Source organism: Bradyrhizobium sp. CSA207 (assembly GCF_029051685.1).
Lineage (GTDB): Bacteria > Pseudomonadota > Alphaproteobacteria > Rhizobiales > Xanthobacteraceae > Bradyrhizobium.
In genome coordinates this window covers 1-26,119 of record NZ_JAACFT010000017.1, presented here as the reverse complement: position 1 = coordinate 26,119, position 26,119 = coordinate 1, and the positions used below count along the sequence as shown (strand labels likewise).

The window sequence follows — 26,119 nt, the reverse complement described above, 5'->3', positions numbered from 1 at the left end:
GTACTTTCGATGCTGGGAGAAGCGATTTCCAGACGGGCTGTCAGATCATCGTACCGATAGTTTTCGGGATAGACGATCCGCATAGTCTTCGGGCGTCGTGAGCCAGCCAACATATCCGGTGCCACGGAGCAGTGGTCGTCCTCTCCAGGAATAGTCGAGTTGGACCTTGCCGATGGCGAAATGGCGCCACGACCTGGAGAAGTCGCTGGCGTCGGGATCGACGCCGCAGGTCTCGCTCGGAGTTTGTTCGTCGTTGCGCAGGACCCGCAGGCACCAGCCTTTGTCGTCGGCCCTTCGATATTCGATCGTGTACCTGTCGCCGCATTTGAAGTCGGGAGAGACGTTTGGGCAGTCCGGAATGAACAGGAATGGTTGGCCGCTCAAGGCGCGCTCCCGCCATTCGTTGACGACGAACTTCCGATAGGGCCCGAAGAGCAGCGCTGCACTTACGCCCACCATCAGAGCGCCAGCGATCAGTTTGCGGGGACGACCTGTGGTTCGCATGGTCGCTGTCGGAATTCCAGCGTCAACATCCTCCTGACTTTGTAGCATTGCCCAGTTTTCGAAACTCTCTAAAAGGTCGTCTGATGCAGAAATGCAATTTTTACCAAACTGACTTTTTCCTTCGCGAGAATCAACTGGATACAGCGTCATGACCCAAGTTGTCGCGGTGCAAGTTCTGAAAGTCGCCCTCCCGCGGTCCGTCCGGCTGCTCGCCGCTGGCATCCTCGGCCGGTGCACCGATCTTGATCACGCTGGCGCCCCACTCGGCGAACTGCCGGATGCGGGAGGGCTATGAAGTTGAAACATCATGCGGCAAGGCAAGTCTGTGCCGGTGCAGAGGTCCGCCTGTCGAATGCAGCGCCTGACGGGTCTGCCTGGGTCGTTTGCTGCGATGCGCGAAGGCTCAGCGCGACAGGCGCTTCAGTTCGGCACGCGCCTGGGCGGCCAGCGGATCATCGCCGTGACGTGCGATGAAGAGCTCGAATGCCTCCCGCGTGCCCTTTTGGCGGGCGAATTCGTATTCCTCGGCGACCGCCGCCGAAGGGTCGCGGGCGGGCGGAACCGAGGGGGTGTGCGCCCCTTTGCCGCCTTGGTCCGCATTGGCCTTCTCGACCATGACAGGCAGTCCTCTGGAGAGTGGATGGCCCGGCCCGGAAAGCGCCACCAGGGCGCCGAACAGGCCGGCCGAGAGTGGACGTAGCTTCATGATTTCCTTAGCAAATCGCGCAGGTATTCGGAGCCAGCAACCCTTGTTCTCGTCCGTATGATTACGGGATTTGATAGCTAACTCAACATTATTGAAGAGGTCCGGGCGAAGGCGCCAAATTTAAACCAAACCTTTAGCTCTCAAGCTAGAATCATCTGTCAGCGCCCCGAATCGAACGGGGCTTGCTACTTCGGAGATTCCGTTGGCCACCGCTGTTACTGTCAGTCAGACCAACAACGCAGACATCGACGGCATGCTGTCGGGCTACAAATGGTCCGGCACGATCAGCTACAGCTTTCCCGACGCGCCGAGCGACTACGCCAGCCCCTACAGCGGCGGCGACAGCGAGCCGACCACAGCGGGTTTTGCCTCGGCGCCGACCCAGATGCAGGCAGCGATCAATTACGCGATCGGACTGATTCTCGGCTACACCAACGCCTCGATCCAGTACAACGGGACCGGCAGCGCCGACCTCATGATCGCGCAGTCGCCGGCGGCCAATCCGACCTCCTACGCCTACTACCCCGGCAACTACGCGCCCGGCGGCGATGTCTGGTTCGGGACTGAGTACGACTACACCCAGGCAAAGCTCGGCAATTACTATTTCACGACTGCGTTGCACGAACTCGGCCACGCCTTTGGCCTCAAGCATAGCCAGGAAACCGGCGGTGTCGCCAACGTCGCGGTGCCGAGCGCGCATGACGACAGCGAATACACCGTCATGAGCTATCGCAGCTATGTCGGCGCGCCGCTGACGGGCTACACCAACGAGGCCTATGGTTATCCGCAGACCTATATGGCCAACGATATCCTCGCGCTCCAAACGATGTACGGCGCGGACTTCACGACCCAAAGCAGCAACACTGTCTACACCTGGAATCCGATCACGGGGCAGGAGTTCATTAACGGCGTCGGGCAGCTCGCGCCGGGCGGCGGCGTCGGCGGCTCGGCCAACCGCATCTACGAGACAGTCTGGGACGGCGGCGGCGTCGACACCTACGACCTGTCGAACTACACGACGAACCTGAGCATCAACCTCAAGCCCGGTGCGTCGTCGGTGTTCTCCTCGGTGCAACTGGCCTATCTCGGCGATGGCCATTACGCATCCGGCAACGTCTACAACGCCTATCTCTACAACAACGATGCGCGCTCCTACATCGACAACGCGACCGGCGGCTCCGGCAACGACACGATCCTGGGCAATGCCATCGCCAACGCGCTGAACGGCGCGGGCGGCAACGACACCATCACCGGCGGCGGCGGCAACGACACCGTCATCGGCGGTGCCGGGACCGATACTGCGGTGTATTCGGGCAACAGGGCGAATTATCTCATCTCTTACAGCGCGTATTCGCTGACCTGGACCGTGGCCGACCAGCGCGCCGGGGCGCCGGATGGCACCGATACGGTTTCCGGTGTGGAGTATTTCCGGTTTGCCGACGGGCCGGTTGACAGCGCAATTGCTGTTCAGCCCTTGCTGCCCGACCTGACGGCATCCTTCGACAGTGTGAGCAGCACGACGATTGCGGCAGGTGGCAGCGCGACCGTCGATTTCTGGATGGTGAACTTCGGCAAAGCCGTGGCCGCCGCATCGACCTCAGGGTTCTATCTGTCGACGGATTCGACGATAACGACCGGTGACACCCTGCTGACAACGGTGACCTCACCGGGCCTGACCGCCAATGGGACGTCCGGCTATTTCGATCATCAGACCGTCGCGCTCACGCTGCCTGGCAATCTGGCTCCGGGAACCTATTACATCGGTGGGATCGCGGACTACACCAATTCGATCGCCGAGAGCAACGAGGTGAATAACAATCACAACGCCACGCAGATCACGGTGACAGCTCCGGCAAAGCCGGACCTGACGGCGTCCTTCGACAGTGTGAGCAGCACAACGATTGCCGCCGGGGGCAGCGCGACCGTCGATTTCTGGATGGTGAACTTCGGCAAAGCCGTGGCCGCCGCATCGACGTCGGGGCTCTACCTGTCGACGGATTCGACGATTACGACCGGTGACACCCTGCTGACCACCGTGGCCTCACCGGGCCTGACGGTTAATGGGGCGCCCGGCTATTTCGATCATCAGACCATCTCGCTCGCATTGCCCGGCAATCTGGCTCCAGGAACCTATTACATCGGAGGGATCGCGGACTACACCAACGCGATCGCCGAGAGCAACGAGACCAACAACAATCACAGTGTCACGCAGATTACGGTGGCCGGACCGGCGCAGCCCGACCTGACGGCTTCCTTCGACAGCGTCAGCCGCACGAGCGTCGCAGCGGGTGGAACCACGACCGTCGATTTTTGGTTGGTGAATTTCGGCAAGGCCGCGGCTGCTCCATCGACCTCAGGCTTCTATTTCTCCACGGACCCGACGATCACGACAGGGGACACATTGCTGACCAGCGTCACCTCTGCGGGCCTGACGGCCAACGGCACGCCTGGCTACTACGACCACCAGGCGATCACGCTGACGCTGCCCAACGTGGCGCCAGGAACCTATTACATCGGTGGGATTGCGGACTACACCAGCGCGATCGCCGAGAGCAACGAGACTAACAACAACCACAACGTCACCCAGATCACCGTGGTTGCACCGTCATCGCCCCAGGCAGATGCGCTGTTCCATATCGGTCACGATCTTCTTATCTAGAGTGTGATATCGCAAGACCGCTGCAGATTTTTCCGGACCACGCTCGGGTACCTGGGATGCTGAAGGCGTTGAAGGTCTGTCCGGGCATCTACCAATGCCAAACGCAATTCATCAGGCGTTGGCAGCGGCCTTGAGCGCCTCGAGCTTTCTCGCTCTCAGCCATTCCAGCAAGGCGCCCGCGACCGCAATCAGGAAGTTAATGAACAAGCTCAGGATCGAGACGGTCATCGCATCGTTCAGAGGCGTCCCGACGATGTGAAGCAAGCCAACGAGCGTTCCGTTCGCGGTGACCTGGCCGATCGACAGGGGGATCAAGCCGGCCACGCTCATGATGCCGACGATCCAGCACCAATCGGCGAAGGACAAACTGACACGTACGCCCTCCGCGAGAATAGTGAGCGCGGCGGCATTTCCAAGGTGGATCAGAACGCCAAGCAAGAGCGAGGCAGAGATGCGCCTGATGTCGTGTACTGAAGCATGCCACTGCATGATCGCGTTCCGCAAGGCCTGAGCTGCGTATCGTAGGGATCGTCCCGAACCTTCCATCCAGGTCGCGATCCACAGCGCAATCTTGGCGGCTGCTTCGAGGCGAAGAGACAACAGCAGGACGACGCAAACCGACAGCACCGCGACCACCGTCCATTGAAGACTGCGCGGAGAATCGGTTGAAGAGCTGGCAAACCCAACAAGCGAAACCGTGAGCAACGCCACCAGCGAGGTTAGCCGGTCAGCCACGTTCGATGCGGCGGCACCCGACACGCTTCCCACATTTTTCGAGAGGAGATAGATCTTGGCGGCTTCCCCGCTGGCCTGACCAAAGAAGAAGAAACTGTAGAATTGCCCGATAAAGACAAGGCGAATAATGTCGCCAAGCCCGACATTCGGCAACATGATCCGCCACTTGACTCCTGTAAGGATCATCACGATGCCGGAGATCACGCACGCCACCGCGAAGTGTTCAATCTCGATCCTCTGCAGGACGGCGAGCATCGCGCGTGCATCAAGCAGCCAAATGGTCAATCCGACGAAAACGAACGTTCCGAGAATTCTGGTCAGTTCGAGCGCGCGTTTCATGGCTGGGATGCAACTCTTTCAACTCGGCCCCGACGAACGGCATAGTCCACCTTGACCCTCTCGAAGAAAGCCAGATAGCGGCGCACCATGCTTTCCCAGGACAACGTCTGGACGCGCGCAAGTCCCCAATCGCGGAGTTCGTTGTAGCGGTCACGCTCGGTGCACAGGGCGAGCATACGCTGGGCGAGTTCGTCGGGAGAGTTCGGGTCTGCCAGCGAAAGCTCCTGAGTGAAGAAGTCCTCCGAATCCAGAGTCCGTCCCGCGATCGCAGGCGTTCCGCACGCCATGGCCTCGACAGGGCTCATTCCAAAGCCGTAGCGGGACGGGAATAGGAAGAGATCGAGGCCACAATAGAAGCGACGAATTTCGGCTTCGGGAATGAATCCCAGAAATTTGTAGTTTGATTCCGGTATCAGGCGTTGGGCCAGTTCCTTCATCTCCTCGATCTCATTGCCGTCGCTCGCGATCCAGAGATGAGCGCTGGGCAACTGCGGCAAGATCTTCGAAAAGGCGATGATCGCCGTGTCCAGGCCCTTGGCGCGTTTTGCCTCACCGAGGAAGCCGAAGTGGAACGGACGTCGCTCCACTTCAGGTTCGGGGAAAAAGGTTTTGTGGTCAACGCCGAGCGGGATGACTTCGATACGCTCCGCGGGGACCCCGAACATCTCGCGGATCTGTTTGGCCGTGGACGGAAAAGGAACGATGATGCCGTCACTGCGGCGACATGAAAATTCGATGCAGCGGCGTTTGATGAAGTACTTGGCAGCATTGTCGTAGCCCGTCGCAAGGAACGGGATGAGATCGTACAGTCCCGTGACGACCGGATGGCGTCCGGCCAGGATGGGAAAGATACCAGCGACCGGATAGACCGCGAACCAGAGATCGTGACTCTTGCGGCGGAGTTCGAACGTGAAGCTTGCGGCCTGCGTCATGGCCAACAGTTCGTTTCGAATGATACCTCGATCGTAGAAAGCGTAAGGTTGCCCCTTGGCTTCCAGGCCGGTGACAAGTTCGGCGATCACACGCTCGAGACCCCGACCGGTGCTGTGACCCTTCGAGAGTGGAAAGGCTGAGACGGCCAGGTCGGAGATCTTGGTCGGTGACATGAGATCTTCTGAAGCTGCTCGGCTTGGCATCAGGAAACCAGCGGACGATCGCTGTCGGCTTGTCTGGCGTTGCTGGTTGAGATCCGGACCGGCTTCTCGCCGACCGAGTCGGGGCGGATGACCTTGCGGATCGAGTAATACGGAACGTTCTCTCTGGCGTAGTAGATCTTGATGAGAAGGTCCGTCAGGATTCCGAGCGATACGAACAGCAGCCCGGCGATGAAGGTGAACACGGTCAAGAGCGGCTCGAGCGTGCTCGAAAGTTTCTGCTCGTGGAGGAACAGGTACACGGTCCGCAGTCCGAATAGGCCCGATATCACAAGCAGAAAGACACCGACGCTGCCCAGGAGGTGGATCGGCCGCACTGAGTAGCTGCGCCAGAACCACAGCAGCATCATGTCGGCAAGACCCTTGAACGTTCGGAATACGTTGTATTTCGAACGTCCGCTGGTTCGCGGCCGATGATTGACCGCAATCTCGCCGACGGAAAAGCCCTGCATTTGCAGCAGGGCGGGAATGAACCGGTGCATCTCGCCGTAGAGCCGGAGGTTCTCGAAGCACTCGCGACGGAAGATCTTCAGCGAACATCCGCTGTCATGGATGTTGTCGCGCAGGAGCAACTTACGCAGCAAATTCGCGCCGCGCGAAATGATGCGCTTGCCGAAGGTGTCCTTCCGCGATTGCCGCCACCCGGCCACTACGTCGAGATCGTTCTCTTCCAGATACGCAATCATCCGCGGAATGTCGTTCGGGTCGTTTTGTCCATCGCCGTCCATGGTAACGACATATGGGAATCTCGCCATGTGAAAGCCGCTGTCGAAGGCGGCGGTCTGGCCAAAATTCCGGCGGAAACAAACCACCGTTACCCCGGGCAAGCCAGCAGCGACCTCAGCGCTACCATCAGTCGAACCATCATCGACAACTATGATCTCGAACTCGTAGTTGCGAGCATCACAGACCGCCCCGATCTCGCTAATTAGATTGGCCAGGGCCCCGCTTTCATTGTATACGGGGACGACGATACTTATCTGGGTGCGCTCCAAAAGGGCTCCTTTGAAATCGTATTTTTGACGACAGAGTAGGGCGGTCAGCGCCGAGCTTTCGGGGCAGTTCCCAACGCTTAATGACGCTTGTTGGGCGGCTTTATAGCCGATCTGGTGGGCTTTTCAACGGCTCCGGGGGCTCGCGATATCCCGAGGACGCGGCGAGACCGAACGAGCGGGGCGAGCCTGGGCGCGGCGCCGCGCAGGAACAGATCATCGAGGACCGTAGGCATGGACGTAATTCAGGCGCAGCGTGACCACTACCAGAAGATCGCTCGCGACTATGACGATCGCTACAATCGCCAAAATTCCAACCATTTTTACAAGATCGATCAGATCGCGGATGCGGTTGCGCGAAATCTCAAGGTATCGCCGGGCGGGTTTGATGTCCTGGAACTGGGGGGCGGCACCGGCATCCATGCGCAGCGTTTCCTGCAGCGCGGTCTGCCAGGCCTCCGCAGTTTTACGCTCTCCGACCTATCGTCGGAGATGCTTGAACAGGCCCGCAAGAAGTTGGGCGAATATCCGGTCAACTATCTCGTGTCGCCCGCCGAATTCATCAGCACGAGCGAAATGTTCGATGCGATCTATGTTAGCGGCGCGATGCATCATTTCTCCGACCCGCGTAAATCCATCGAAAGCATGAGAGAGAGACTTCGACCGGATGGTGTCGTCGTCATTTGCGAGCCCATCGTCTGGAATCCGGTCAACTTCGTCAAAGCGGCCATCGACAGGCTCGAATGGGGGCAGTTTCGGGTAACACGAAATAATATCGGAAAACTGCTCCAGGAGACTGGCTTCAACGTCAGGGAAAGCCGGGTCCTGCATTGGCGCGGTCCGAACAGAATGGCGAACGTCCTGTGGCCGCACGAGAGGCTTGAAACGATTGAATTGCTCAATCCACTTGCCGTTATGTTCCTGCTTGTGGCGAGGAAGTAACCGGGGACGCAGATTCTGGTACTATCTTCGTCGCGGATGCCGAAGGCAACGTTGGTGCCTTATTCTTCTTCGCCAAATGTCCGTTTCACGTCGCTATAGTTGAACAACCAGCCATATTCGAAGCCTTGTTGACGATCGACATAGACCGCCTGGTCGCGCATTCGTCGCAGGATCTGATTTAGGCACCATCGCCGATTGCTCATGTTCTTGCTGACCACGAGGACATCGGCATCCCGAACCTCGGGGCCGTTCAAGATCGTTTTCAGTTCGGCCAGGGACTGACAAGTTTCAAAATCAATTCGAATCCAGGCGAGGCCCGCAGTCGTATAGAAAGGCCGTCTGTAGTCGAAGGCGATAGTCATCGGCCGTTTGGCGGTCGCCTCGATGTGCCGGGAGATCGCATAGGTCGTCTCGCCCCAGCCTGCCCATGTCCACCAGATGTAATGGTTCATGTCGAGGGGTGACGCATTTTCGAGGACCCGGTCGCGCAGGATGTTTTTGTATCGCAGGTAGGTGGGAGCCGCGCCGAGCGCGGTCCACAGGACAGCGCAGGTCACCGCGAGATAGGCTGTCGTGGCGAGAGGGCCTGGACTCCTCGTCAGGGCGAGCAGTGCTGGAAACATCCCGTAGATCGTCAGGAGCAGGCCGATCAGAACGAGATATTTCGGGTCGAAGGGGACGTCGCCGACGCCGTAGGCCAGCAGCGTCGCGGCCGGAATGGCAAGCAGCAGAAGCAGGGTTGCTGCATGTGACTTGAAGAGGTTCTCGTTGTTGCGGGACAGCAGCAGGAACAGGGGAACAGCGGTCACGATCATGAAGATGGTTATCTCCGGGAGCGTGTAGAACAGCACCCTGATCATGCTGAACAGGACCTTGGCGTGGGTGATCCAGGCGCTCTGGTCCAGCGTCGTGATCGAGCTGAGGGCGATCGGCTTCGAGACATAGATCGAGCGGGCCTGAAGATCCTCTGGGCGCAGATCGTTGCCGGCGATGGTCGGATCGTAAAGGATGTTTTCCTGAAACATCACAGTAGCGACGACGAAGACGACGATCGCCGCAGCGGAAAATAGCAGGAGGGTTCTCTGGAAAACCGGCAGGCTGACCCGTGCCGGCCACAGAGGTCGTATCGTTGGGATGAAAATGTAGAAGGAGCCCAAGATCACCGCACTCAGTACAGTGAGGCCCGTCGGCAGATTTACGAGATATTGGTCAACGCTTGAGAATAGCGTCAAAACTTGAAGGGGATGCCGCCAGAAGATGGGCGAGCCGACAAAGCTGGTTACGAGGAAAGTCGCAATGACTATGCCGAGAAAGCGTGCCAGCCGGAGCAAGGCTGTTCGGCCGTCAGCCGACGAGAAGGGAAGCAGTGTTGCTTCTATCAGGAGGATCAGCACCGAGTTCGAGAAGGTGGAATCCTTTTCGAGATAGGCGAGAGCTGCGAAGAAGCCGATCGACGCAACAGGAAAGGTCTCTGAGGAGGACGACCTAGTCGTGCGATATCGCAAATAGCAAAGAACCGTGATTGCTGAAAACAGCGTCGACAGCGCGTCGTATTTCAGGACTTTCACCAGCCCCTTCAGCATCGGGTAGTTCATGATAACCATCACTGCAAAGAGCAGCGCGATGGTTCTGTTCGCGGTGTGAGGGCGGGCCAGTATCGTCGCGGAGTGTGCCAGATACACGATGAATGCGAGCGAGGCCGTGACCTGGAAGACCGCGAAGGGCAGTATCTTCGTATAGTGGATGTTCCAGACGATGAGATCGTCGATGTGCCAGATCCAGCCGAGCAGGCCTGCGAGAAGCTTAGCGGGGCCGGCGACAAAAATGTTGGAAATCATCGATCCCTGCGACGGCGACGCAGATCGTGGGTCATTGAGGAAGTTGGTCAGCCGGAGCGCGGTCACCTCCTGGTCGGACGTGGCGTACTGAGACAGTGCGTCGAAATATGTGAGAAGTGAGGCTGCAATGGTGACGCCGAAGGCGACGTAGAGGATGCGCGTGAGCCGCGGATCTGGGGGATTGCTGTACGACATTGTGGGCTGGTCTGCTTATTCTAGAGCCAAACGGCCGGCGGCGATCGCCTCAGGGAATAGGAATTATGCCAACCGTTACTGCACGATCGGCTTCAATTGGGATAGTCGCGATCCGCCGCTCGGCTGCCATATCGACGCCGCGCTCTTTCAGACAATTCGCAAAGGCTGGGCTGGCTGCGCTGTTGGACAGTACAAAGAGCCGCCCGATGGCGCGAAGGTCGGCCGGATCGGTTTTGACGCGATGGCAATTGATCTCGTCCCAGCCTGGCCCTGTGTCGAGCCAGGCAAATCCGAATGCGCGCGTATTGGTGCCGACGAGAAGGCCCGGCATGTTGTAAATCGGCAGAACCAGATCGCGCTGCGGGTCGAAGCCGGCGCCTTGCAGTGTATGATCGATGCTCGTCAGCACGCTCGACAGGTTCGCGCTGACTTTGAGCCGCTTGAGCTCCGGCGGGTGATTGAGCCGCGTCGTCTGTTTGAAGATCGTGCTATCCAGCCGATAGGGAAAGAACAATCGATTATGGCCGACGGCGATTGCCATCAGCAGGGAGAAGCAGACAAGGGAGACCGGCGCGATATGGTCAGGTATTCGGCCCAGGCGAGAGCCCGCATGTGTCAGGGCAAAGTATCCGGCCGCCATCACGGGCCCGAGGCAAAAGATGCTATGCGCAAGCAAGCCTGTATTGGTGCCGATCGAAGTGACGATTGTGAGGACCAGCAGCAGCGTGAGCAGGAGGAAGAAGGTCGAGATGCTCCAGCGAGCGACGACCTCGTCACGTGGTGCGCTTCTCGGACTGAGCCGATCCAAGGCGATGAACAGGGCCGCAACGACGATCTGTCCGCCGACGGCGTACATGAAGGGCCGTCCAGTCAACCCGGTTGGCTGGTCGCAAACGATCATGCCGGCGCCGGCGCAGGCGCCGGTCGGCCAGTTCGCGAAGACGTCGATCAAGGAAATGTAGCCCGACAGCGGAATCATCGGCAAAAGAGCCGCGAAGAACAGCACGCTTGCGCGGACGCGGCGGAGCAGCAGGAATGATGGCGAGGCGAAAAAGGATCGCCAGCCTAGCAGCAGCAGACTCGAGACGAGCCCGGCTCCGGCCGCGGCGGCGGCATACCGTAGCGATTGCCATGCGAAGGCAAGGATATCCTGCAGGTGCTGCTCCGCGAGCAAGCTGTAGTTATAGGACGACTCTCCTGAAGCGCCGGTGCTGAGCAGGAATTGCACGACGGGCAAAATCTGCTGCCAAGCGTCGAGGCTCGTCGCGAGCACGATGGTCCAGAGCACTCCAAAAAGGATATGCGCCAAGGCGAGCCGTACAGTCGCCCGCCAGCCAATCAATGAGGAAGCCAGCCACAACATCGCCGGCGCGGCCAGCACATAGCCGAGCCCTGCGCTGATCCGGGCTGCTTCGAGCAGAACGATCGCCAGCGAGGACAACGCGACCGCGAAGTATCGCCAAATGCCCGGCGCGACCGTAACGGCAAGTGCAAGCATCCCCGTGCCAGCGAGCAAGCCGAATGCAGCCACGCTGTTCGACGAGAGAGAGGGCGGACCGGCACCATAATATCCGAGCGACCCAATCAGAACGGCGATGGAGAATCCCGCCTGCGCCGATCTTGTGCGATCTCCAAGCAGACCAAGGCATGCTCCCAGCCGCCAAAATCCGGCGGCGAAGATCAGCGACCCGGCAATGTTCAAGGCGAGCGAAATCGCCCGCCACACCACAATGTTGTTGTGGAAGAGGTGGCCAAATTTTCCGGCGATGAGGTTGATGTGCGTCCCTGAGTTCAGCCCGGGGTGCTCCATATCGTATAGATACATCCCCTCGTCAGTCAGATCGAAGCCGCGATCGATAACGAGCAGCAAGACGATTATCGTGGCCAGCACAATCGAGAGCGCAGGAACAAATCTGTAATTGGGAAAGGAGTGACGCCAACGCAGGAGACGTCCGGGGATGTAACCACGCCATGGTAGACAGACTGAGTTCAATGCACGCACATCCTATTTCAACGGCTTACCGGCACGGAAGCTGGTTTTCGGTCTGTCCTCATATTGTACTCTCTTAGAGCATCTGATCGTCCCAAGCGAGGGCCGGGGCCAAAAGCGCTGTGCACACGATAATCATGCGTCCGACATGGTGTGGACATCGAGATCGGCCGGCTTAACTGACGGCTCGCCGCTGGCGTTCGCGGGCATCCTCCTCGGGACTTTCCTGCATTGCCCCGATTTCCGCGACGCTCTAAAAGACACGCTCGGCGGCCGGATGAAACTGTGCGAAAATTGCCGCTTTCTTCCGGCAGACAACTCGCGCTCGCCAGGGTAGGGTAACAGCCTGCTTAGGTTTTCCAGGAATTTTCGAGCGGCTATGCGCAAGCCTGCGCTATAAGGGGGGCGCTTGACCGGTACGCAAGCTGATGCGCGAAGCAAGGCAGGGCCCAGCCCTGGGCTCGGCGGGGAGGGCCGCTTGCGCCGGCTTCTGCACGGCTGGTCGGCGAATTTCGTTCTCATCATCCTGGGAGTAGCACAGCAGCTGGTGCTGGTTCCGGTGTTCCTGCACTTCTGGTCGAGCGATACGCTCGCGGCCTGGCTTGCGATCTACGCGGCCGGAAGCCTTATAGTCATCGCCGATTGTGGTCTCCAGTCCCGAGCCATCAACCGATTCCTTGCGTTTAGGTCATGCGCCGACTGTGACGGGCGAACAGGAAACTTCTACCACGGGGTGATGCGCGCCTATCTCAACCTCGTCCTTCTCCTGAGTGCAGTGGTGGTCGCGGTCGTCGAGCTTTTGCCGCCATCCACGATGCTGGGGTTCAAGACGACGGCTTCATTCGATTCCGCCATGCTAGTCATGCTCGTCGGTATGCTTTTCACTTTGCCGACCAATCTGGTTTCAGCCCTTTATAGAGTGCGCGGCAAGTTCGGGCGGATCACCTGGTTATTGTGCGGCGATCTCCTGCTGATTCAGATTGCGCAGCTCGTTGCGCTCGCGCTGTTCGGCAGCCTATTCGCTGTCGCAATCGCCTACAGCGCGATACAGCTCCTATTTGGGGTCTTCTTGATTGCGATAGATGCGCCGCGACTGTTTCCATTCCTGCGGCGCCGACGTTGTGTGTGGTCGTGGCGCTGGGGTATTGGACAACTCAGGCGTGCTATCCCTTTTGGTGTCGCCAACGCGGCTGAACTGGCCTTGATGAATCTGCCGGTACTCTTGGTGAGCGCTTTTGTCGTCGATCGGGTCGCCGTCGCCCAGTGGGGGCTCACGCGCGTCGTGGCTAGCCTGGTGAGAGGGCTCTGCAGCCAAATGGTCACACCAATGGCGGCAGAACTCGGTCACGACTATGCGGTTGGCGACCACGAGCGGCTGCGCCGCCACTATGCCTATGGGTCGGTGCTCGTGACGGCGCTTGCCAGCGCCGTCGTGGCCGGCCTGCTGTCATTCTGGGCTGATTTTTTTGCGCTTTGGACACGGGGGGGCATTCCCCTGGACACCTCCCTCGCAGTCACGTTGCTGCTTGGAGCCGCGGCCGTTGCTCCCTCCCTGCTGGCCCTTGGTTTCGCCAATCACAGCAACCGCGCCGATCTGCTGGTTCGAACCAAGGGGCTGCATCTCATTGTGTTTCTCGGCCTGTCCGTCGTGCTGATCCGTTCGTTGGGTCCGCTCGGCGCGGCTCTTGCCATAGTCGCGAGCGACCTCGCCATCCAGTTCGGCCTGCTCGCCATCCTTGTCATGAAGCAGACGCTACATGATACGTTCCGCCACGTCGCCTTCCTGCTCCTCGTGGCTGTGATCATCGTGGTGCCCGGCTGGGCCTTGGGGACGATGATCGCGGCGATTGCGCCCGGAAGTGGGGGGGCGCATTTTCTGTATGAGTGCGCGATATGGCTGGCGATCGTCGGCGTGATCGCGAGTCCGCTCCTTAAACCCAATTTGCGCGCGCGTCTGATCGAGCTGATTCCCTCCTGACCGGGCGCCTGGACGGCTCAGTGCAGGGCCAGTCCCAGCCGGTGCTTCAGCCGCTGCATCTGCCGTGCGAATTGCTCGCGCCCGCGCTTGGTCTCGGCTGCGAATAGTTTGAGCCGCTGGTATCCGGCCTCGCACAAGCGTTCACGTGTGCCGTTCGCGCGAAGCCCGAGAATGGCATCTGCCAGCGACTGCGGATCGTCATAGTCGAACAGGATCGCAGCGTCGCCGACTTGTTCCTCGAAGGCCTCGGGATAAATGACGGGCGTTCCGACGGCCCAGGCTTCTAATGGAGGCATGTTGGTCGGACCGAAATAGCTGGGCATCACCAGCGCAGAGGCTCCGCGGTAGAGGGCGCCAAGCTCGGAGGATTCGACAAAGCCGACGATAGAGACTTGCGCGGCGAGGCCATAGGTCGCGATGGCAGCGTCGATTTTTTCGCGGCCGCCCCTGTCCGAACCGCACAGCACCAAGCGCTCCGTGATGCCCCTTTCGCGGAGCAGTGCGAGGGCCATCAGCAGCATCGCATGGTTCTTGTGCGGCCAGAATTGCGCCGGATAGAACAAATAGCCGGGCTGGAGCCCATACTTCTGCAAGACCGCCGAATCGGTAGCGTCGCCTTCGGGTGACCGTGCGACATAGGTCGACGGCGAGAAGGGTATGCAAATGGCCCGGTCCCGCTCCATCGCGTATCGCTGGCTGAGGTCGTCGATTAGTTTCGGTGCGTTGACGATTACTATCGCTGCTTTCGTACAGCCGAGGCCAAACAAGATCTCCCGCCGTTCAAATTCGCCGAATGCCCGCACCTCTGGGAACTCCGGAGCGTCGCGATGACAGGTGTCGAATATCGTGATGAGAAACGGCAGCTTGTAAAGCAGGAGGTGCCGCTTTGACGTCGAGGTGAAATGAACGAGGTCGATCCCATCCTTGATTAGGGCTCTCTCGAACGGCGACTTGGCCTTCAGAGCGATCTGGACGAGATCGAAGGGGCGACAATACTTGAGGAAGAGAAACGCATGGTCCAGAACACCGAACTTGCATAGGCGGCTCTCGATCCCGAATTCCTTCAGGACCTCCATCGTCCGGGAATAGGGCGAATAGACCACAATTTCATTGCCGGATTCCTTCGCCCAATCACGAAGCCATAGCGTATCGTTCAGGGGCTGCTGGAAGCCTCCGCCGACTTCAATCGCTTGCTCCAGCATCACGGCCAGGCGCAACGGTCTCACCTCTCGGCGATCTTCCTGGCGATCGAGTACGCGGCCCACGTCTTCGAGTTTGGCGGCGCGTCAGAAAGCCAGGCGTAGCTACCCACTGGCTCGAAACAACAGGAGCGAAGAGAGCTCTCGATTTCGAACGGAAACCAGTAGCGCATCCGGTGCGTCTCCTCGACACGTCGGATCAAGCCTTGGTCCATGTCTTCGCAGAAGAGCGTATAGTTGACGAAAACTGTGGCATTCAGCTCGTCATGGTTCGATTGCGCGATCCGCGTGAGGCGCAGCGGCCTTCTTTCCTTGACCTTGACCCTCGTCTCGACGCCCTGCGTAAGAACGGCGCCGCCGTACCAGTAATCGAAGAGGAAAATGCCGCCGGGCTTCAAAGCGGCATGCGCGGTTCTGAACAGGCCTTCAAGGCTCTTGGGATTGTTTTGGTAGCTTGCTACGTGAAACAGCGACACGACTGCATCGAAGTCGCGCTCCGTTCCACTTTGGCAGGCGTCGCCCTGGCGGAAGGGAATGGAAAGTCCCGCCTGTTCGGCACGGCTGCTCGCCTGGGCGATCATTTCTTGGCTCAGGTCGATACCGGCGGGACTCCAGCCGCGGCGAGCGAATTCGATGGCGTGCACGCCCGTTCCGCAGCCCAGGTCGAGCAGCTTGCCCGGAGCCGTGCCGTGGTGGCGAAGACGTTCTTCGACAAACTCCACCTCCGACGAATAGTTTTTGTCTTCGTACAGAAGGTCGTACCAAGGGGCGTATCCGGCAAAGACACTCACGGCAGAATCTCTTTCAGCGCCCAAGCGGAACGCGCGATCTCGTCTTCGGTTAATGCGAGACCGCTTGGGAGATAGAAGCCGCGGCGAGCGATATGTTCGGCGTTGGGATGGGACTCATTCAGCATGAAGCCCATCCGGCGGAGCACCGGCTGTTCGTGCATGCACCAGAAGAACGGTCGCGTTCCGATGCCCTTCTGCGCCAGACGCCCCATCGCCTCCTTGGCATCGAACGGAACGTTGTCGTCGAGAACGATCCCGTAGACCCAATAGATGTTGTCGGCATAGTTGGTGCGAGGAACGGGACGGCGGATGCCGGCCACGTCCTCGAGATGTTCGTCGTAGAGCCGGCCGATCCGACGTTTCAACTCGACGGTACGGGGTAGGTGCTCGATCTGTGCGACACCAAGCGCGGCCTGGAGATTGGTCATGCGCGCGTTCCAGCCGAGTTCCTCGTGAATGAAGCGCTGCTGCGGCTGGAAGCAGAGGTTGCGCAGGCTCGCCAGGCGCTCCGCCAGCGCGTCATCGTCCGTGAGGATCATGCCGCCTTCGCCGGTCGTGACGTGCTTGTTCGGATAGAAGCTGAACGTCGAGATGTCGCCGAAGCTGCCGCAGGGCGCGCCACGATAGGTCTGGCCATGCATTTCGGCTGCATCCTCGATCACCTTCAAGTCGTGCCTGCGCGCAAGCTCGAGAATCGATGCAAGGTCGACCGGTAGACCATAGATGTGAACCAGCATGATGGCACGCGTGCGCGGTGTGATCGCTGCCTCCACGCCTTCGACCGTCATGTTCCAGGTTGCCGGGTCGCAATCGACACCGACGGGGACGAGGCCGGCCCTCACAATCGCGCTGGCGCAGCTGATGATAGTGAAAGTCGGTAGGATGACCTCCGAACCGGGTTCAAGTCCTAGGGCATGAACCGCTATGTCGAGCGCCACTGAACCGTTGGTCACGGCAACCCCGTGGCGCCGTCCGACCAGAGCAGCCATCCCCTGCTCGAACCGCTTGATGAACGGACCTTCGGAAGAGATCCACCCAGTGCGGATACACTCCGCGAGATACTCGGCCTCGTTCCCATCGAGCAGCGGCGTGTTCACGGGAATGAACGTCTTGGTCACAGGCCCGGACCCTTGATCCGAAGAGCGGAGTTCGCGACCTCTGCAAAGCGCGTCTTATCATTCTCCCCGGCATATGGGCCTTGCTTGATCTCGAACATCTCCACGGGTTCGAGAACGTGAAAGCCGTGCGCGCCACTGCAGAGCAGGATGATGTCGCCCGCATTGAGGACGCGGCTTTCAAGATAGCCTTCGGCTTCAGTGTAAAAGTCGACCTGAAGCCTGCCCTTCTGGATAAGGAGGACCTCCTGCGTGTAGTGCACCTCGCGCGTCACCTTGTTGTGTCGATGTGGTGCAATACTCTTGCCTTCCGGATGACTCATGAAGGCGAGCTGCTGCGAGAGCTCCGGAGGCGAAAAGAACGTGATCCCCGGCTCACGAAAGGAAGCCCGCACAATGATTGCGTACAACTGACCGTCGAATCGGCAGTGCTCGATGCTGTCCACGTGGGACTCCCAAAAAAAGTACAGATCTTACAAGGTGTTAGCTGTGAGTTGAGCTGACTTTGGCTATTTTCGGCGGTGTCGTCAAGGCCGCCGGCCAGCTGCAAAAGCCTAGCGCTTGATGTGTGCGATGAAATCCAGAATCTCGCGAACGCGCTGGTTGAAGTTGTGTCGCGAAAGGGTCGCCTCTTGGCCTGCCGTCGCAAGCGCCAAGCGGGAGCTTTCATCGTTGAGATACCGGTCAATTGACGCTGCGCAATCCTCGGGCGACCGCCAGACGGCGACGTCCCGGGACGGCTCGAACAAGGTATCCAGATTGCGCTTGTAGTCCGTGAGCAGGAACGTCCCGACGCCGGTCGCCTCAAAGAGGCGCATGTTGCCGGCCTCCTCGCCCGCGATATCGATATGGGAATTCAGGGTGATGCGGGATCGCCTCAGTACCTGATACATTTCTGTGCCCCAGACCTCTCCTTGGAAGCAGCGCCAAAGCGGCGATGAGGCCGGAAGGGAAGTCGGGATGTTTCCCCAGAGCCTCAGATTGAAGCGACGGGCGATGAACTCGAGGAGCGCGATCCGCTCGCGATGGTCTTCCGATACTGAGCCCACGAATGAGACATCAATATCCGGCGCCGCAGCGGGCGGCAGCTTGTCCAGGATGATCGGTTCAAAGGCCAGATGGCTAACCTCTGCCGCGACGCCGGCCGCTCGAAAAGCGCGCACCACGCGCGGCAATTGTGACAGCATGAGATCGTATGCAAGCCAGTTTTCGCCGCGGGAGGGCTCGATGCCGACTTGTCCGACGATTGTCGGCACGCCCATGCTTCTAATGCGCTCTATCAGTCTGGTGCCGACGTAGAACACGTCCTGATTGAGGATAAGGTCGGGCTTGAATTCCTCGATCTGAGCGAGAAGAACGCGTTCGAGCGGTTCGCTCAGACGCGGGCTAAGCCCGACGGTTCGCGCAAGAGGTCTGAGGATCGGCTTGAGCGGAGCCGTGGCGCGTTGCAGCCACCCCGGTAGGCGATCCTTCCTGCTCTCCGCGAACTGCGCCGGCACGTCGAAAGCCATGCCACGTTCGCGAGCCCAGGCAGATTGAAGCCAGACATTGTTGACGTGGATTTCCGCCGCCGCATGTCCATGGGCCCTGAAGTTGTTTGAATAGAAATCCGCGACGCCAAACAGGCTTGCGTTTCGCGCGGCCATTTGTTCCGCATAGGAGGCATCGGTCAGACCGGCCTGATGGCCATACAGCCACTTCAGAAAACGGGGATAGTCTCCGTTCAGTACGAGCACGCGCATGAAGCCCAAATCCTTGCCGGTCAAGCTTCGCCATGGCGTGGCCACAGCTGGGTAATGGGCGACACCACGATGAGAGCGACCCGGATGATCCGCGACGGATCCAATTCGAAAATTCCAAAGAAGTCGTACAGCTGGATGACGAAGGTCAGCAAGATACAGCAAACGACCGCGTTCGTGAGGAGGAACGCAGGAAGCCCGCTATTCGGTTTGCCCCAGTAACACAAGATTGGCATTCGCTTCGACCTAAGGTACTTCGGCTGGTCGATCTCCTAGCACATCCCGCGGCGCAACGTACCAAAGCAAGAATAGGACCGCCGCGCCGTGAGTCACGAGCGCGATCGTGAGCGGCACGTTGATGAATATCTGAAGCAGCAGTCCGCTTGACAGGAGAACGAAACGTGGGGGCAGGCCGGCGGCGGCGCGATTGCCGAGGCTGATGATCAGTCCGCAGACCAAGGCCGAGGCGGGAGCCAGCGCCATGCCCACCGAAGCAATGCCTTCGGTGGCAAAGAGCGAAGCATTGAAATAGCCGAGATGATAGCTGTCGGCCATGTAGAGCGAGAGCGGCTTGTCGTACGGGCACGCCATGATCAGCTTGAGGGGTGTTATCTGGCAGAAATGCGTCAACTGATGGGTTGTAAAGAAGTCATTGTAGAAATCCAGCGCGCTCGACGGCATCGCGATCATCCGGAAATTGACCGTTCCAAAATAGAGGAAGGCGTTGTGCCCTCGCAGGCCGTATCGGTAGAGCACGACCATCAGCACGCCTGCCAGGATCGGCAGGAGGAGAGAGAGAACGACCGCCATCCGGGTTTCGAAATAGGCGCAAAGAACCGTGAGGAATAGCATCCAGCCCGGAGCCAGGAGGGAGACCTTCGTCAGGGTGACCGGGTAAAACAGCACCAGGAGCAGCAGGCAGAGTGCCGCCAGGGCGTATCGCTTGAACTGGACGAAGCAGGCATAGGCGAAGGGTAGCAGCGCACCGGAGACAATGCCGATCGCATATTGAAGCCATCTCGGAAGTGAGATCTCGCTGCGGAACTTGTACATGTCCTCGGGACTGGCGAGCTGAAACTCGAACATGGTACCGATCGCGAGAACGACGATGGAAAGCGGAACGATGACGGCCAGAAGGCCGCGAAGCTGCCCGGCTGTCAGCGTGAACCGCCGCGGGAAGGGCGAGCCGACGAGCAGCGTCGGAATCAGGAAGGCGATCCCCGAGGCGAATGCGGAAATTGCCGCCGCGCGGTGATCGTAGGGAAACGTCGAGAACTCGACGAGCCAGATGTAACCGAGAATGAGAGTGAAGAAATAGAATCCGAGGGCATAGCCAAAGCTGAATCGTCTCATCGTGAAGACAATCGAGCACAGGGCAAACGGCACGACGCCGATAGCGGCGGCCAGGATGCGATCGCGGCTGTTCTCCGCCAGGGGCAGTAGATGCCGGTAATACTCGGTGATGAATATCAGGGATACGCAACTTGTCACGACGTGACAAAGGGTTGCGAGACCCAATCTATATCGGTCGCGCGCCGACAGGTTCACGGCGGCGGCATCGAAGGCGGCATTCATCGGCTGGCTGGGTCGGGAAGGTTTGCGTTTGGCCTCTAGTATCATGAAAAACGGATTGGAGACCAAAAACTTAGCCTGCCTCTTGCGGCATCCTGCAAGCGAGCCAAACGGCAATATTGTCTTGATCGGCAATGAATATTTCGAATATACGCTGAGATATTGGCGTGATGGGGAGCGCAATCTATCGGTTTGGCAAGGCCTGCCGAGGGGAAGGTTGAATGATCAGATTCGGCTTGCTGGGCTGCGGGCGCATTGCGAAACGCCATGCGGAACTCCTGGGTGGCAATCACATCGAGAGGGCGAGCCTCGTCGCTGTTTGTGACAACGTCAAACCTCGCGCCGACGCGCTGGCCGCGAAGTTCGGGATTCCCGCCTACGATGATCTGGACGATCTGCTGGCGCGCAAGGATATCGACGCCGTTGCCGTTCTGACGCCCAGCGGCATGCATCCGCAGCACGTCATCGCGTGTGCGCGCGCAGGAAAGCACGTTGTCGTTGAGAAGCCGATGGCGCTCCGGCTGCAGGACGCAGACGACATGATCCGTGCCTGCGACGAAGCCGGCGTGAAGCTGTTCGTCGTCAAGCAGAACCGCTTCAACGTCCCGGTCGTCAAGGCACGCGAGGCGCTGGACGCCGGCAGGTTTGGCCGGCTCATCCTCGGCACCGTGCGGGTCCGCTGGTGCCGGGACCAAGCCTACTACGATCAGGACGCCTGGCGCGGCACCTGGGCCTATGACGGCGGCGTGCTGACGAACCAGGCCAGCCACCACATCGATATGCTGGAGTGGTTCTTCGGGGACGTGGTGAGCGTTCACGCCCGGGCCACGACAGCCCTCGTGAAGGTCGAGACCGAAGACACTGCCGTGGCGACGGTGAAATTCCGCAACGGAGCGTTGGGGATCATCGAAGCGACCACGGCAGTTCGGCCAAAGGATCTCGAAGGCTCCCTTTCGATCCTCGGCGAGAAGGGAACCGTGGAGATCGCGGGTTTCGCAGTCAATCAGATCAGGCACTGGAATTTCGTCGACCCGCTGCCGAGCGACAAGGTCGTCGTCGAGAAGTTCTCGGTCAATCCGCCCAACGTCTACGGCTTCGGTCATCAGGCCTATTATCAGCACGTCGTCGACTGCCTGTTGCATCAGCGCGCCGCGCTGGTCGACGGCTTGCAGGGGCGCAAGAGCCTCGAACTGATCTCGGCCCTCTACGAGTCGATCGAGACGGGGCAGGAAGTTGCGCTTCGCTTCGAGCCCCGGCGAAGCAAGCTCGGTGTGATCTCGTGAGCGGCAAGCCGCAGGTGCATCAGGTCGGCGTGCGCGACGTCAAATTCGGTCAGCGCGTCAAATTGGTCGAGCCTTGCAATCTTTACGGCTGCGAGATCGCGGATGACTGCTTTGTCGGCCCGTTCACCGAGATACAGACAGGCGCGGTCGTCGGCGCGCGGACCCGCGTGCAGTCGCATGCCTTCATCTGCGAATTGGTGTCGATCGGCGAGGATTGCTTCGTCGGGCACGGTGTGATGTTCATCAACGATACGTTTTCCACCGGCGGGCCGGCACGCGGCCGCCGGGAATTGTGGCGTGCGACCAGGATCGGCAATCGGGTTTCGATCGGTTCAAACGCGACCATCATGCCGGTATCCATCGCCGACGACGTCGTGATTGGCGCCGGCTCGGTGGTCACGAAAGATATTACCGAGCCCGGCAGCTATGCCGGAAATCCCGCCCGCCGCCTCAAGGGCAAGACTTAGGGAATAGCCTTATGCCGGTACCTTACGCGGATCTCGGGCTGCAATATCAGTCGATCAAGGATGAGATCGACGGTGCGATCGCTGCAGTCATTCGCGACAGCGCGTTCATCCGTGGGCCGTATGTCGATGCCTTCGAGCAGGAGTTCGCGGCCGCGGCAGGCGTCAAGCGCTGCGTGTCCTGTGCGAACGGCACGGACGCGCTCTACCTCGCGATGGCGGCGCTCAAGGTCAAGCCGGGAGACGAGGTCATCACGACCGCACATTCCTGGATATCGACGTCCGCGATGATCACGCATGCGGGCGCGCAGGTCGTATTCTGCGACACCGACGGCGAGACCTTCACAATCGACCCGGCGGCGGTCGAAGCGGCGATCACGTCGCGGACCGTCGGGATCATCCCGGTGCACCTCTACGGTCAGCCGGCGAATATGGACGCGATCATGGCGATCGCGCGCAAGCACGGCCTCTGGGTCATCGAGGACTGCGCCCAGGCTCATCTGGCGCGGTACAAGGATCAGCCGGTCGGCACCTTTGGGGCGGCCGCGACCTATTCATTCTATCCGGGCAAAAATCTGGGTGCGTTCGGTGATGCCGGCGCGGTTGTGACCGGGGACGCGGCGCTTGCCGAGCACATGACCATGCTGGCCCGTCACGGCGGCCTTGTGAAGCACAAGCACCTGATCGAGGGCATCAACAGCCGCCTCGACGGAATGCAGGCGGCGATCCTGTCGGCCAAGTTGAGGCATCTGCAGGCCTGGACCAAGGCGCGTCAGGATGCGGCGGCGGTCTATGATGCGGGTCTCAATCAGCTCGATGGCGTGGAGGTGCCCTACGTCGCGCCTGACCGCACTCACGTCTACCATCTCTACACGATCAAGCATAAGAAGCGCGATGCGCTCGCATCGTATCTGGGTGCCAATGGGGTGCAGACGGCGATCAATTACCCGACGGCGTTGCCGCTGCTGCCCGCCTATGCGCGACTTGCGCATCGCCCGGAGCAATTCCCGAGGGCGTCCGACGATCAGAACAAGATCCTGTCGCTGCCGATGTTCGCGGAGATCACCCGCGAGCAGCAGGATGAGGTCATTCGGCTGATCGGGAACTTCTAGCTTCCGCCGTTCCCTTCGCGCAGGCGGCGCACGATGTCCCGGTAGCGAAGGGTCGAGGCTTGTTCACTGTACTTCAGGGCAGCGATCGCCGCCAGACGGCCTCGTTGGAGAGTTGCGCTGCGCTCTGACGCCGCTTCAGATACTGCCTGCGCAAGAGCGGCAGGGTCCTCCGGGGGCACGATCCAGCCGACGGCTTCCTCTGTGACCGCAAGAGCGGCCTCGGAATTCGCTTCCGTGCCGACGATGACGGCCCGCCCGACAGCGAGAAAATTGTAGAGCCGGCTTGGAATCGAAACGCCGGCGACGTTGCGCCGGTAGGGAATGATCCAGGCATCGGCTCCTGACAGGAATTCGGCGAGCTGGTCCTCCGGCACCGGCTCCCGCAGGGTGACGTTCTCGAGCTGCTCGGAGGCCTGAAGATCCTTCAACTCCGCCCACCCGATTCCCCATCCGGAGAGAACGAAACGGATATTCTTCTCGTGCCGCAACAGCCGTGCGGCTTCGAACACGGCACGAGGCGCGTGTGTGAAGCCGAGATTGCCGCAGAGCCCGACAACGAATTGCGAGGAATCGGCTTCTCTGAAGCGATTCGCCTGACCCGGCTCGCGGAAGCCGATCGGCAGCAATGTCCAGTTCGGCACGAAATGGATGTTGTTCGCGCTCACGCCCCGGTAGCGCAGCAGAAGAGGGGGCACATCGCGGCCGATGACGAAAATCGCGCTCAGGGTTCTGAAGAGCCATGCATTGGCGAAACGCAAGGCGCCTGCGACGAGCGATGTTCGCCGCACAACGCCAGCTGCCACCAGCGCCTCCGGGTAGAGGTCGTAGATCAAGAGCGCGGTTTTGGCACGTCGCAGCCTCGCGGCAAGCGTGATCGTATAGGGCAGGGTGAAAGGGCTCGTGACCGACATGACGACATCGCCCGCGCGTGCACGCCGGTAGACTGCCCAGAACATCCGGATCGCCAGTGCCGAACTCGCGATGAGGCGCCTGCCAAGCGCGCGCTTGGGCGGCTTCCAGTTCGCGATCTCGACGACATCGGGCGCGGTTTCTTCAGCCGCTCGCTGCCCGGCCGAGCCCGCCGTTCCGGACAGAACGACCACCTTCATATCCGAGGCGATCGCCTGCGCAATCGCACTAAGATAGGTTGCCGTCGTGCTTTCGTCCGGCGGATAGAACTCGGTGGCAAGGATGAACGTAGGAGCCTTCTGCACGGCGCTTACCCATTCCGCCCGAGCAGCGGCGTGATGAACTGCAGAAGATTTCCACCCTGAAAAAGATAGCCGGGCAGTCCCGCGGCGCGCGCTGCGTCGATATCGGACGGCTTGTCGCCTACGACGAAGCTCTTGGCGACGTCGACGGGAAATCTGCTCAGAAGATCGACGATCATACCGGGCTGTGGCTTCCGGCGGTCGCTTGTGCGCCGATAGCGTTCGACCACTCCGTCCGGATGAAACGGGCAGTATTCGAAGGCATCAATCCGTGCGCCGTGGCCGGCCAACTGGCCGGCCATCCAATCGTGCAGAATATGCAGGTCGGTCTCCTCGAAGAAGCCCCTGGCGACGCCTGACTGGTTGGTTATGACAAAGGCGAAATATCCGGCATCGTTGACCGCCTTCACGGCTTCGATCGCGCCGTCGATCCAGGCGAATTTGTCGATCTCGTACGCATATTCGCTGTCAACATTCAGAACGCCGTCACGGTCGAAAAAGACTGCTGGGCGTAGCACCTGGCCGATCGCTGAACTTTCCTGGTCTCTGGTCATTCCGGCCGGTTCGTCGTGGTCTTTTGAAGGTTGCGAGTTCCGAGTTCACCACTAACATGTTCCAGAACGGCCAGCTATCTCGATTGGACCGTATCGCGGTCGGTGCCTCGGGCCGACCCTGTGGCGACGTGTTTCCTGCCCCCGGGCGTCCATCCTGCGCCAGGGGTTGACCAGAGACTCTCGATATGTCCAAGAAGGTTCGCAAGGCGGCGTTTACGTGGCGCTTCGTCGGCGTTGCGGTCGATTTTCACACATTGTGGGAACGAGACAGAGAATGAGTAAACAGGTCGCTCTGATCACCGGCGTCACCGGACAGGACGGCGCCTATCTCGCCGAATATCTGTTGTCGCTGGGCTATGTCGTGCACGGCATCAAGCGGCGCTCGTCGTCGTTCAACACCGCGCGTGTCGATCACCTCTACCAGGACCCGCATGTCGGCGACGTGCCGTTCCTGATGCATTACGGCGACATGACGGACTCGACCAATCTGATCCGCCTGGTGCAGCAGATCCGGCCGACCGAAATCTACAATCTCGCCGCCCAAAGTCACGTCGCCGTCAGTTTCGAAAGCCCCGAATACACCGCCAATGCCGACGCCATCGGCGTGCTGCGGCTGCTCGAGGCGATCCGCATCCTCGGCATGGAGAAGGAGACGCGGTTCTACCAGGCCTCGACCTCCGAGCTCTACGGTCTCGTCCAGGAGGTCCCGCAGAAGGAGACCACGCCGTTCTATCCGCGCTCGCCTTATGGCGTGGCAAAACTCTACGGCTACTGGATCACGGTGAACTACCGCGAAGCCTACGGCATGTTCGCCAGCAACGGCATCCTGTTCAACCATGAGAGCCCGATCCGCGGCGAGACTTTTGTGACCCGCAAGATCACGCGCGGCGTCGCCCGTATCGCGGTCGGTCTGGAGAAGGTGCTCTATCTCGGCAATCTCGACGCCAAGCGCGACTGGGGTCATGCCAAGGATTATGTCGAAGGCATGCACAAGATCCTGCAGGCCGACAAGGCGGACGACTTCGTGCTCGCCACCGGCGAGATGCG

Annotated in this window: 22 protein-coding genes; 7 read left to right on the top strand and 15 right to left on the bottom strand. The window is 60.0% G+C overall.

Annotation, left to right across the window (positions count from 1 at the left end):
* Positions 1-45: 45 nt before the first annotated feature.
* On the bottom strand, positions 46-654 hold the full coding sequence (locus GWG65_RS20100; RefSeq protein WP_275197270.1) for a hypothetical protein: 609 nt from the start codon (positions 652-654) through the stop codon (positions 46-48).
* A 253-nt stretch (positions 655-907) separates the two neighbouring features.
* A complete protein-coding gene (locus tag GWG65_RS20095) occupies positions 908-1,210 on the bottom strand; it encodes a hypothetical protein (RefSeq protein ID WP_275197269.1) in 303 nt (100 codons plus the stop codon).
* Positions 1,211-1,412: 202 nt separating this feature from the next.
* Between GWG65_RS20095 and GWG65_RS20090 the strand changes: the two genes are divergently transcribed.
* Entirely contained in the window at positions 1,413-3,869 is a 2,457-nt protein-coding gene (locus GWG65_RS20090; RefSeq protein WP_275197268.1) for a CARDB domain-containing protein, read from the top strand.
* A gap of 111 nt (positions 3,870-3,980) precedes the next feature.
* Here the strand turns inward: GWG65_RS20090 and GWG65_RS20085 are convergent, their stop codons facing one another.
* The 3 genes from GWG65_RS20085 to GWG65_RS20075 are packed head-to-tail and all read right to left on the bottom strand — an operon-like array spanning position 3,981 to position 7,092.
* Positions 3,981-4,943: a lysylphosphatidylglycerol synthase transmembrane domain-containing protein gene (locus GWG65_RS20085; RefSeq protein WP_275197267.1), complete on the bottom strand. Its 963-nt coding sequence runs from the start codon at positions 4,941-4,943 to the stop codon at positions 3,981-3,983.
* Positions 4,940-6,049, bottom strand: a complete 1,110-nt coding sequence (locus GWG65_RS20080; protein ID WP_275197266.1) for a glycosyltransferase family 1 protein — start codon at positions 6,047-6,049, stop codon at positions 4,940-4,942. Before GWG65_RS20080 ends, GWG65_RS20085 begins: the two co-directional genes overlap by 4 nt.
* 29 nt (positions 6,050-6,078) lie before the next feature.
* Positions 6,079-7,092, bottom strand: a complete 1,014-nt coding sequence (locus GWG65_RS20075; protein ID WP_275197265.1) for a glycosyltransferase family 2 protein — start codon at positions 7,090-7,092, stop codon at positions 6,079-6,081.
* 231 nt (positions 7,093-7,323) lie between these two features.
* Between GWG65_RS20075 and GWG65_RS20070 the strand changes: the two genes are divergently transcribed.
* Positions 7,324-8,031: a class I SAM-dependent methyltransferase gene (locus tag GWG65_RS20070; RefSeq protein WP_275197264.1), complete on the top strand. Its 708-nt coding sequence runs from the start codon at positions 7,324-7,326 to the stop codon at positions 8,029-8,031.
* Positions 8,032-8,090: 59 nt separating this feature from the next.
* On the opposite strand, the gene GWG65_RS20065 is transcribed toward GWG65_RS20070, so the two are convergent.
* Both GWG65_RS20065 and GWG65_RS20060 read right to left on the bottom strand, forming a co-directional pair.
* Entirely contained in the window at positions 8,091-10,064 is a 1,974-nt protein-coding gene (locus GWG65_RS20065; protein ID WP_275197263.1) for a hypothetical protein, read from the bottom strand.
* 49 nt (positions 10,065-10,113) lie between these two features.
* The gene (locus GWG65_RS20060; protein WP_275197262.1) at positions 10,114-11,934 is read right to left on the bottom strand and encodes a hypothetical protein; all 1,821 of its coding nucleotides are present in this window, start codon (positions 11,932-11,934) and stop codon (positions 10,114-10,116) included.
* A gap of 598 nt (positions 11,935-12,532) precedes the next feature.
* Between GWG65_RS20060 and GWG65_RS20055 the strand changes: the two genes are divergently transcribed.
* Entirely contained in the window at positions 12,533-14,032 is a 1,500-nt protein-coding gene (locus tag GWG65_RS20055) for a hypothetical protein (RefSeq protein ID WP_275197261.1), read from the top strand.
* Positions 14,033-14,049: 17 nt separating this feature from the next.
* Here the strand turns inward: GWG65_RS20055 and GWG65_RS20050 are convergent, their stop codons facing one another.
* From GWG65_RS20050 to GWG65_RS20025, 6 genes are all read right to left on the bottom strand, one after another.
* Positions 14,050-15,258 carry a glycosyltransferase gene (locus tag GWG65_RS20050; RefSeq protein ID WP_275197260.1) on the bottom strand — a complete coding sequence of 403 codons (1,209 nt, stop codon included), beginning with the start codon at positions 15,256-15,258 and terminating at the stop codon, positions 14,050-14,052.
* Positions 15,255-16,022, bottom strand: coding sequence for a class I SAM-dependent methyltransferase (locus tag GWG65_RS20045; protein ID WP_275197259.1), 768 nt, complete (start codon positions 16,020-16,022; stop codon positions 15,255-15,257). Before GWG65_RS20045 ends, GWG65_RS20050 begins: the two co-directional genes overlap by 4 nt.
* Positions 16,019-17,140 carry a DegT/DnrJ/EryC1/StrS family aminotransferase gene (locus tag GWG65_RS20040; protein ID WP_275197258.1) on the bottom strand — a complete coding sequence of 374 codons (1,122 nt, stop codon included), beginning with the start codon at positions 17,138-17,140 and terminating at the stop codon, positions 16,019-16,021. The genes GWG65_RS20045 and GWG65_RS20040 overlap by 4 nt, the downstream gene beginning before the upstream one ends.
* Complete coding sequence (locus GWG65_RS20035; RefSeq protein WP_275197257.1) at positions 17,137-17,583, bottom strand: hypothetical protein; 447 nt, start codon at positions 17,581-17,583, stop codon at positions 17,137-17,139. Before GWG65_RS20035 ends, GWG65_RS20040 begins: the two co-directional genes overlap by 4 nt.
* Positions 17,584-17,691: 108 nt before the next feature.
* Positions 17,692-18,903: a glycosyltransferase gene (locus GWG65_RS20030; protein WP_275197256.1), complete on the bottom strand. Its 1,212-nt coding sequence runs from the start codon at positions 18,901-18,903 to the stop codon at positions 17,692-17,694.
* Positions 18,904-19,122: 219 nt separating this feature from the next.
* Complete coding sequence (locus tag GWG65_RS20025; protein WP_275197255.1) at positions 19,123-20,451, bottom strand: hypothetical protein; 1,329 nt, start codon at positions 20,449-20,451, stop codon at positions 19,123-19,125.
* A 218-nt stretch (positions 20,452-20,669) separates the two neighbouring features.
* Here GWG65_RS20025 and GWG65_RS20020 point away from each other — a divergent pair, with 218 nt between their 5' ends.
* The 3 genes from GWG65_RS20020 to GWG65_RS20010 are packed head-to-tail and all read left to right on the top strand — an operon-like array spanning position 20,670 to position 23,307.
* Complete coding sequence (locus GWG65_RS20020; RefSeq protein ID WP_275197254.1) at positions 20,670-21,731, top strand: Gfo/Idh/MocA family oxidoreductase; 1,062 nt, start codon at positions 20,670-20,672, stop codon at positions 21,729-21,731.
* Entirely contained in the window at positions 21,728-22,198 is a 471-nt protein-coding gene (locus tag GWG65_RS20015) for an acyltransferase (protein ID WP_275197253.1), read from the top strand. The genes GWG65_RS20020 and GWG65_RS20015 overlap by 4 nt, the downstream gene beginning before the upstream one ends.
* A gap of 11 nt (positions 22,199-22,209) precedes the next feature.
* Positions 22,210-23,307, top strand: coding sequence for a DegT/DnrJ/EryC1/StrS family aminotransferase (locus GWG65_RS20010; RefSeq protein ID WP_275197252.1), 1,098 nt, complete (start codon positions 22,210-22,212; stop codon positions 23,305-23,307).
* Here the strand turns inward: GWG65_RS20010 and GWG65_RS20005 are convergent.
* Both GWG65_RS20005 and GWG65_RS20000 read right to left on the bottom strand, forming a co-directional pair.
* Complete coding sequence (locus tag GWG65_RS20005; RefSeq protein WP_275197251.1) at positions 23,304-24,521, bottom strand: glycosyltransferase family 4 protein; 1,218 nt, start codon at positions 24,519-24,521, stop codon at positions 23,304-23,306. The two genes, GWG65_RS20010 and GWG65_RS20005, sit on opposite strands and share 4 nt — an antisense overlap.
* A 5-nt stretch (positions 24,522-24,526) precedes the next feature.
* The gene (locus GWG65_RS20000) at positions 24,527-25,072 is read right to left on the bottom strand and encodes an HAD family hydrolase (RefSeq protein WP_275197250.1); all 546 of its coding nucleotides are present in this window, start codon (positions 25,070-25,072) and stop codon (positions 24,527-24,529) included.
* 274 nt (positions 25,073-25,346) lie between these two features.
* On the opposite strand from GWG65_RS20000, the gene gmd reads away from it, so the two are divergent.
* Positions 25,347-26,119, top strand: a 773-nt coding sequence (gene gmd / locus GWG65_RS19995) for a GDP-mannose 4,6-dehydratase (RefSeq protein WP_275197249.1), incomplete at its 3' end; no start/stop codon positions are given.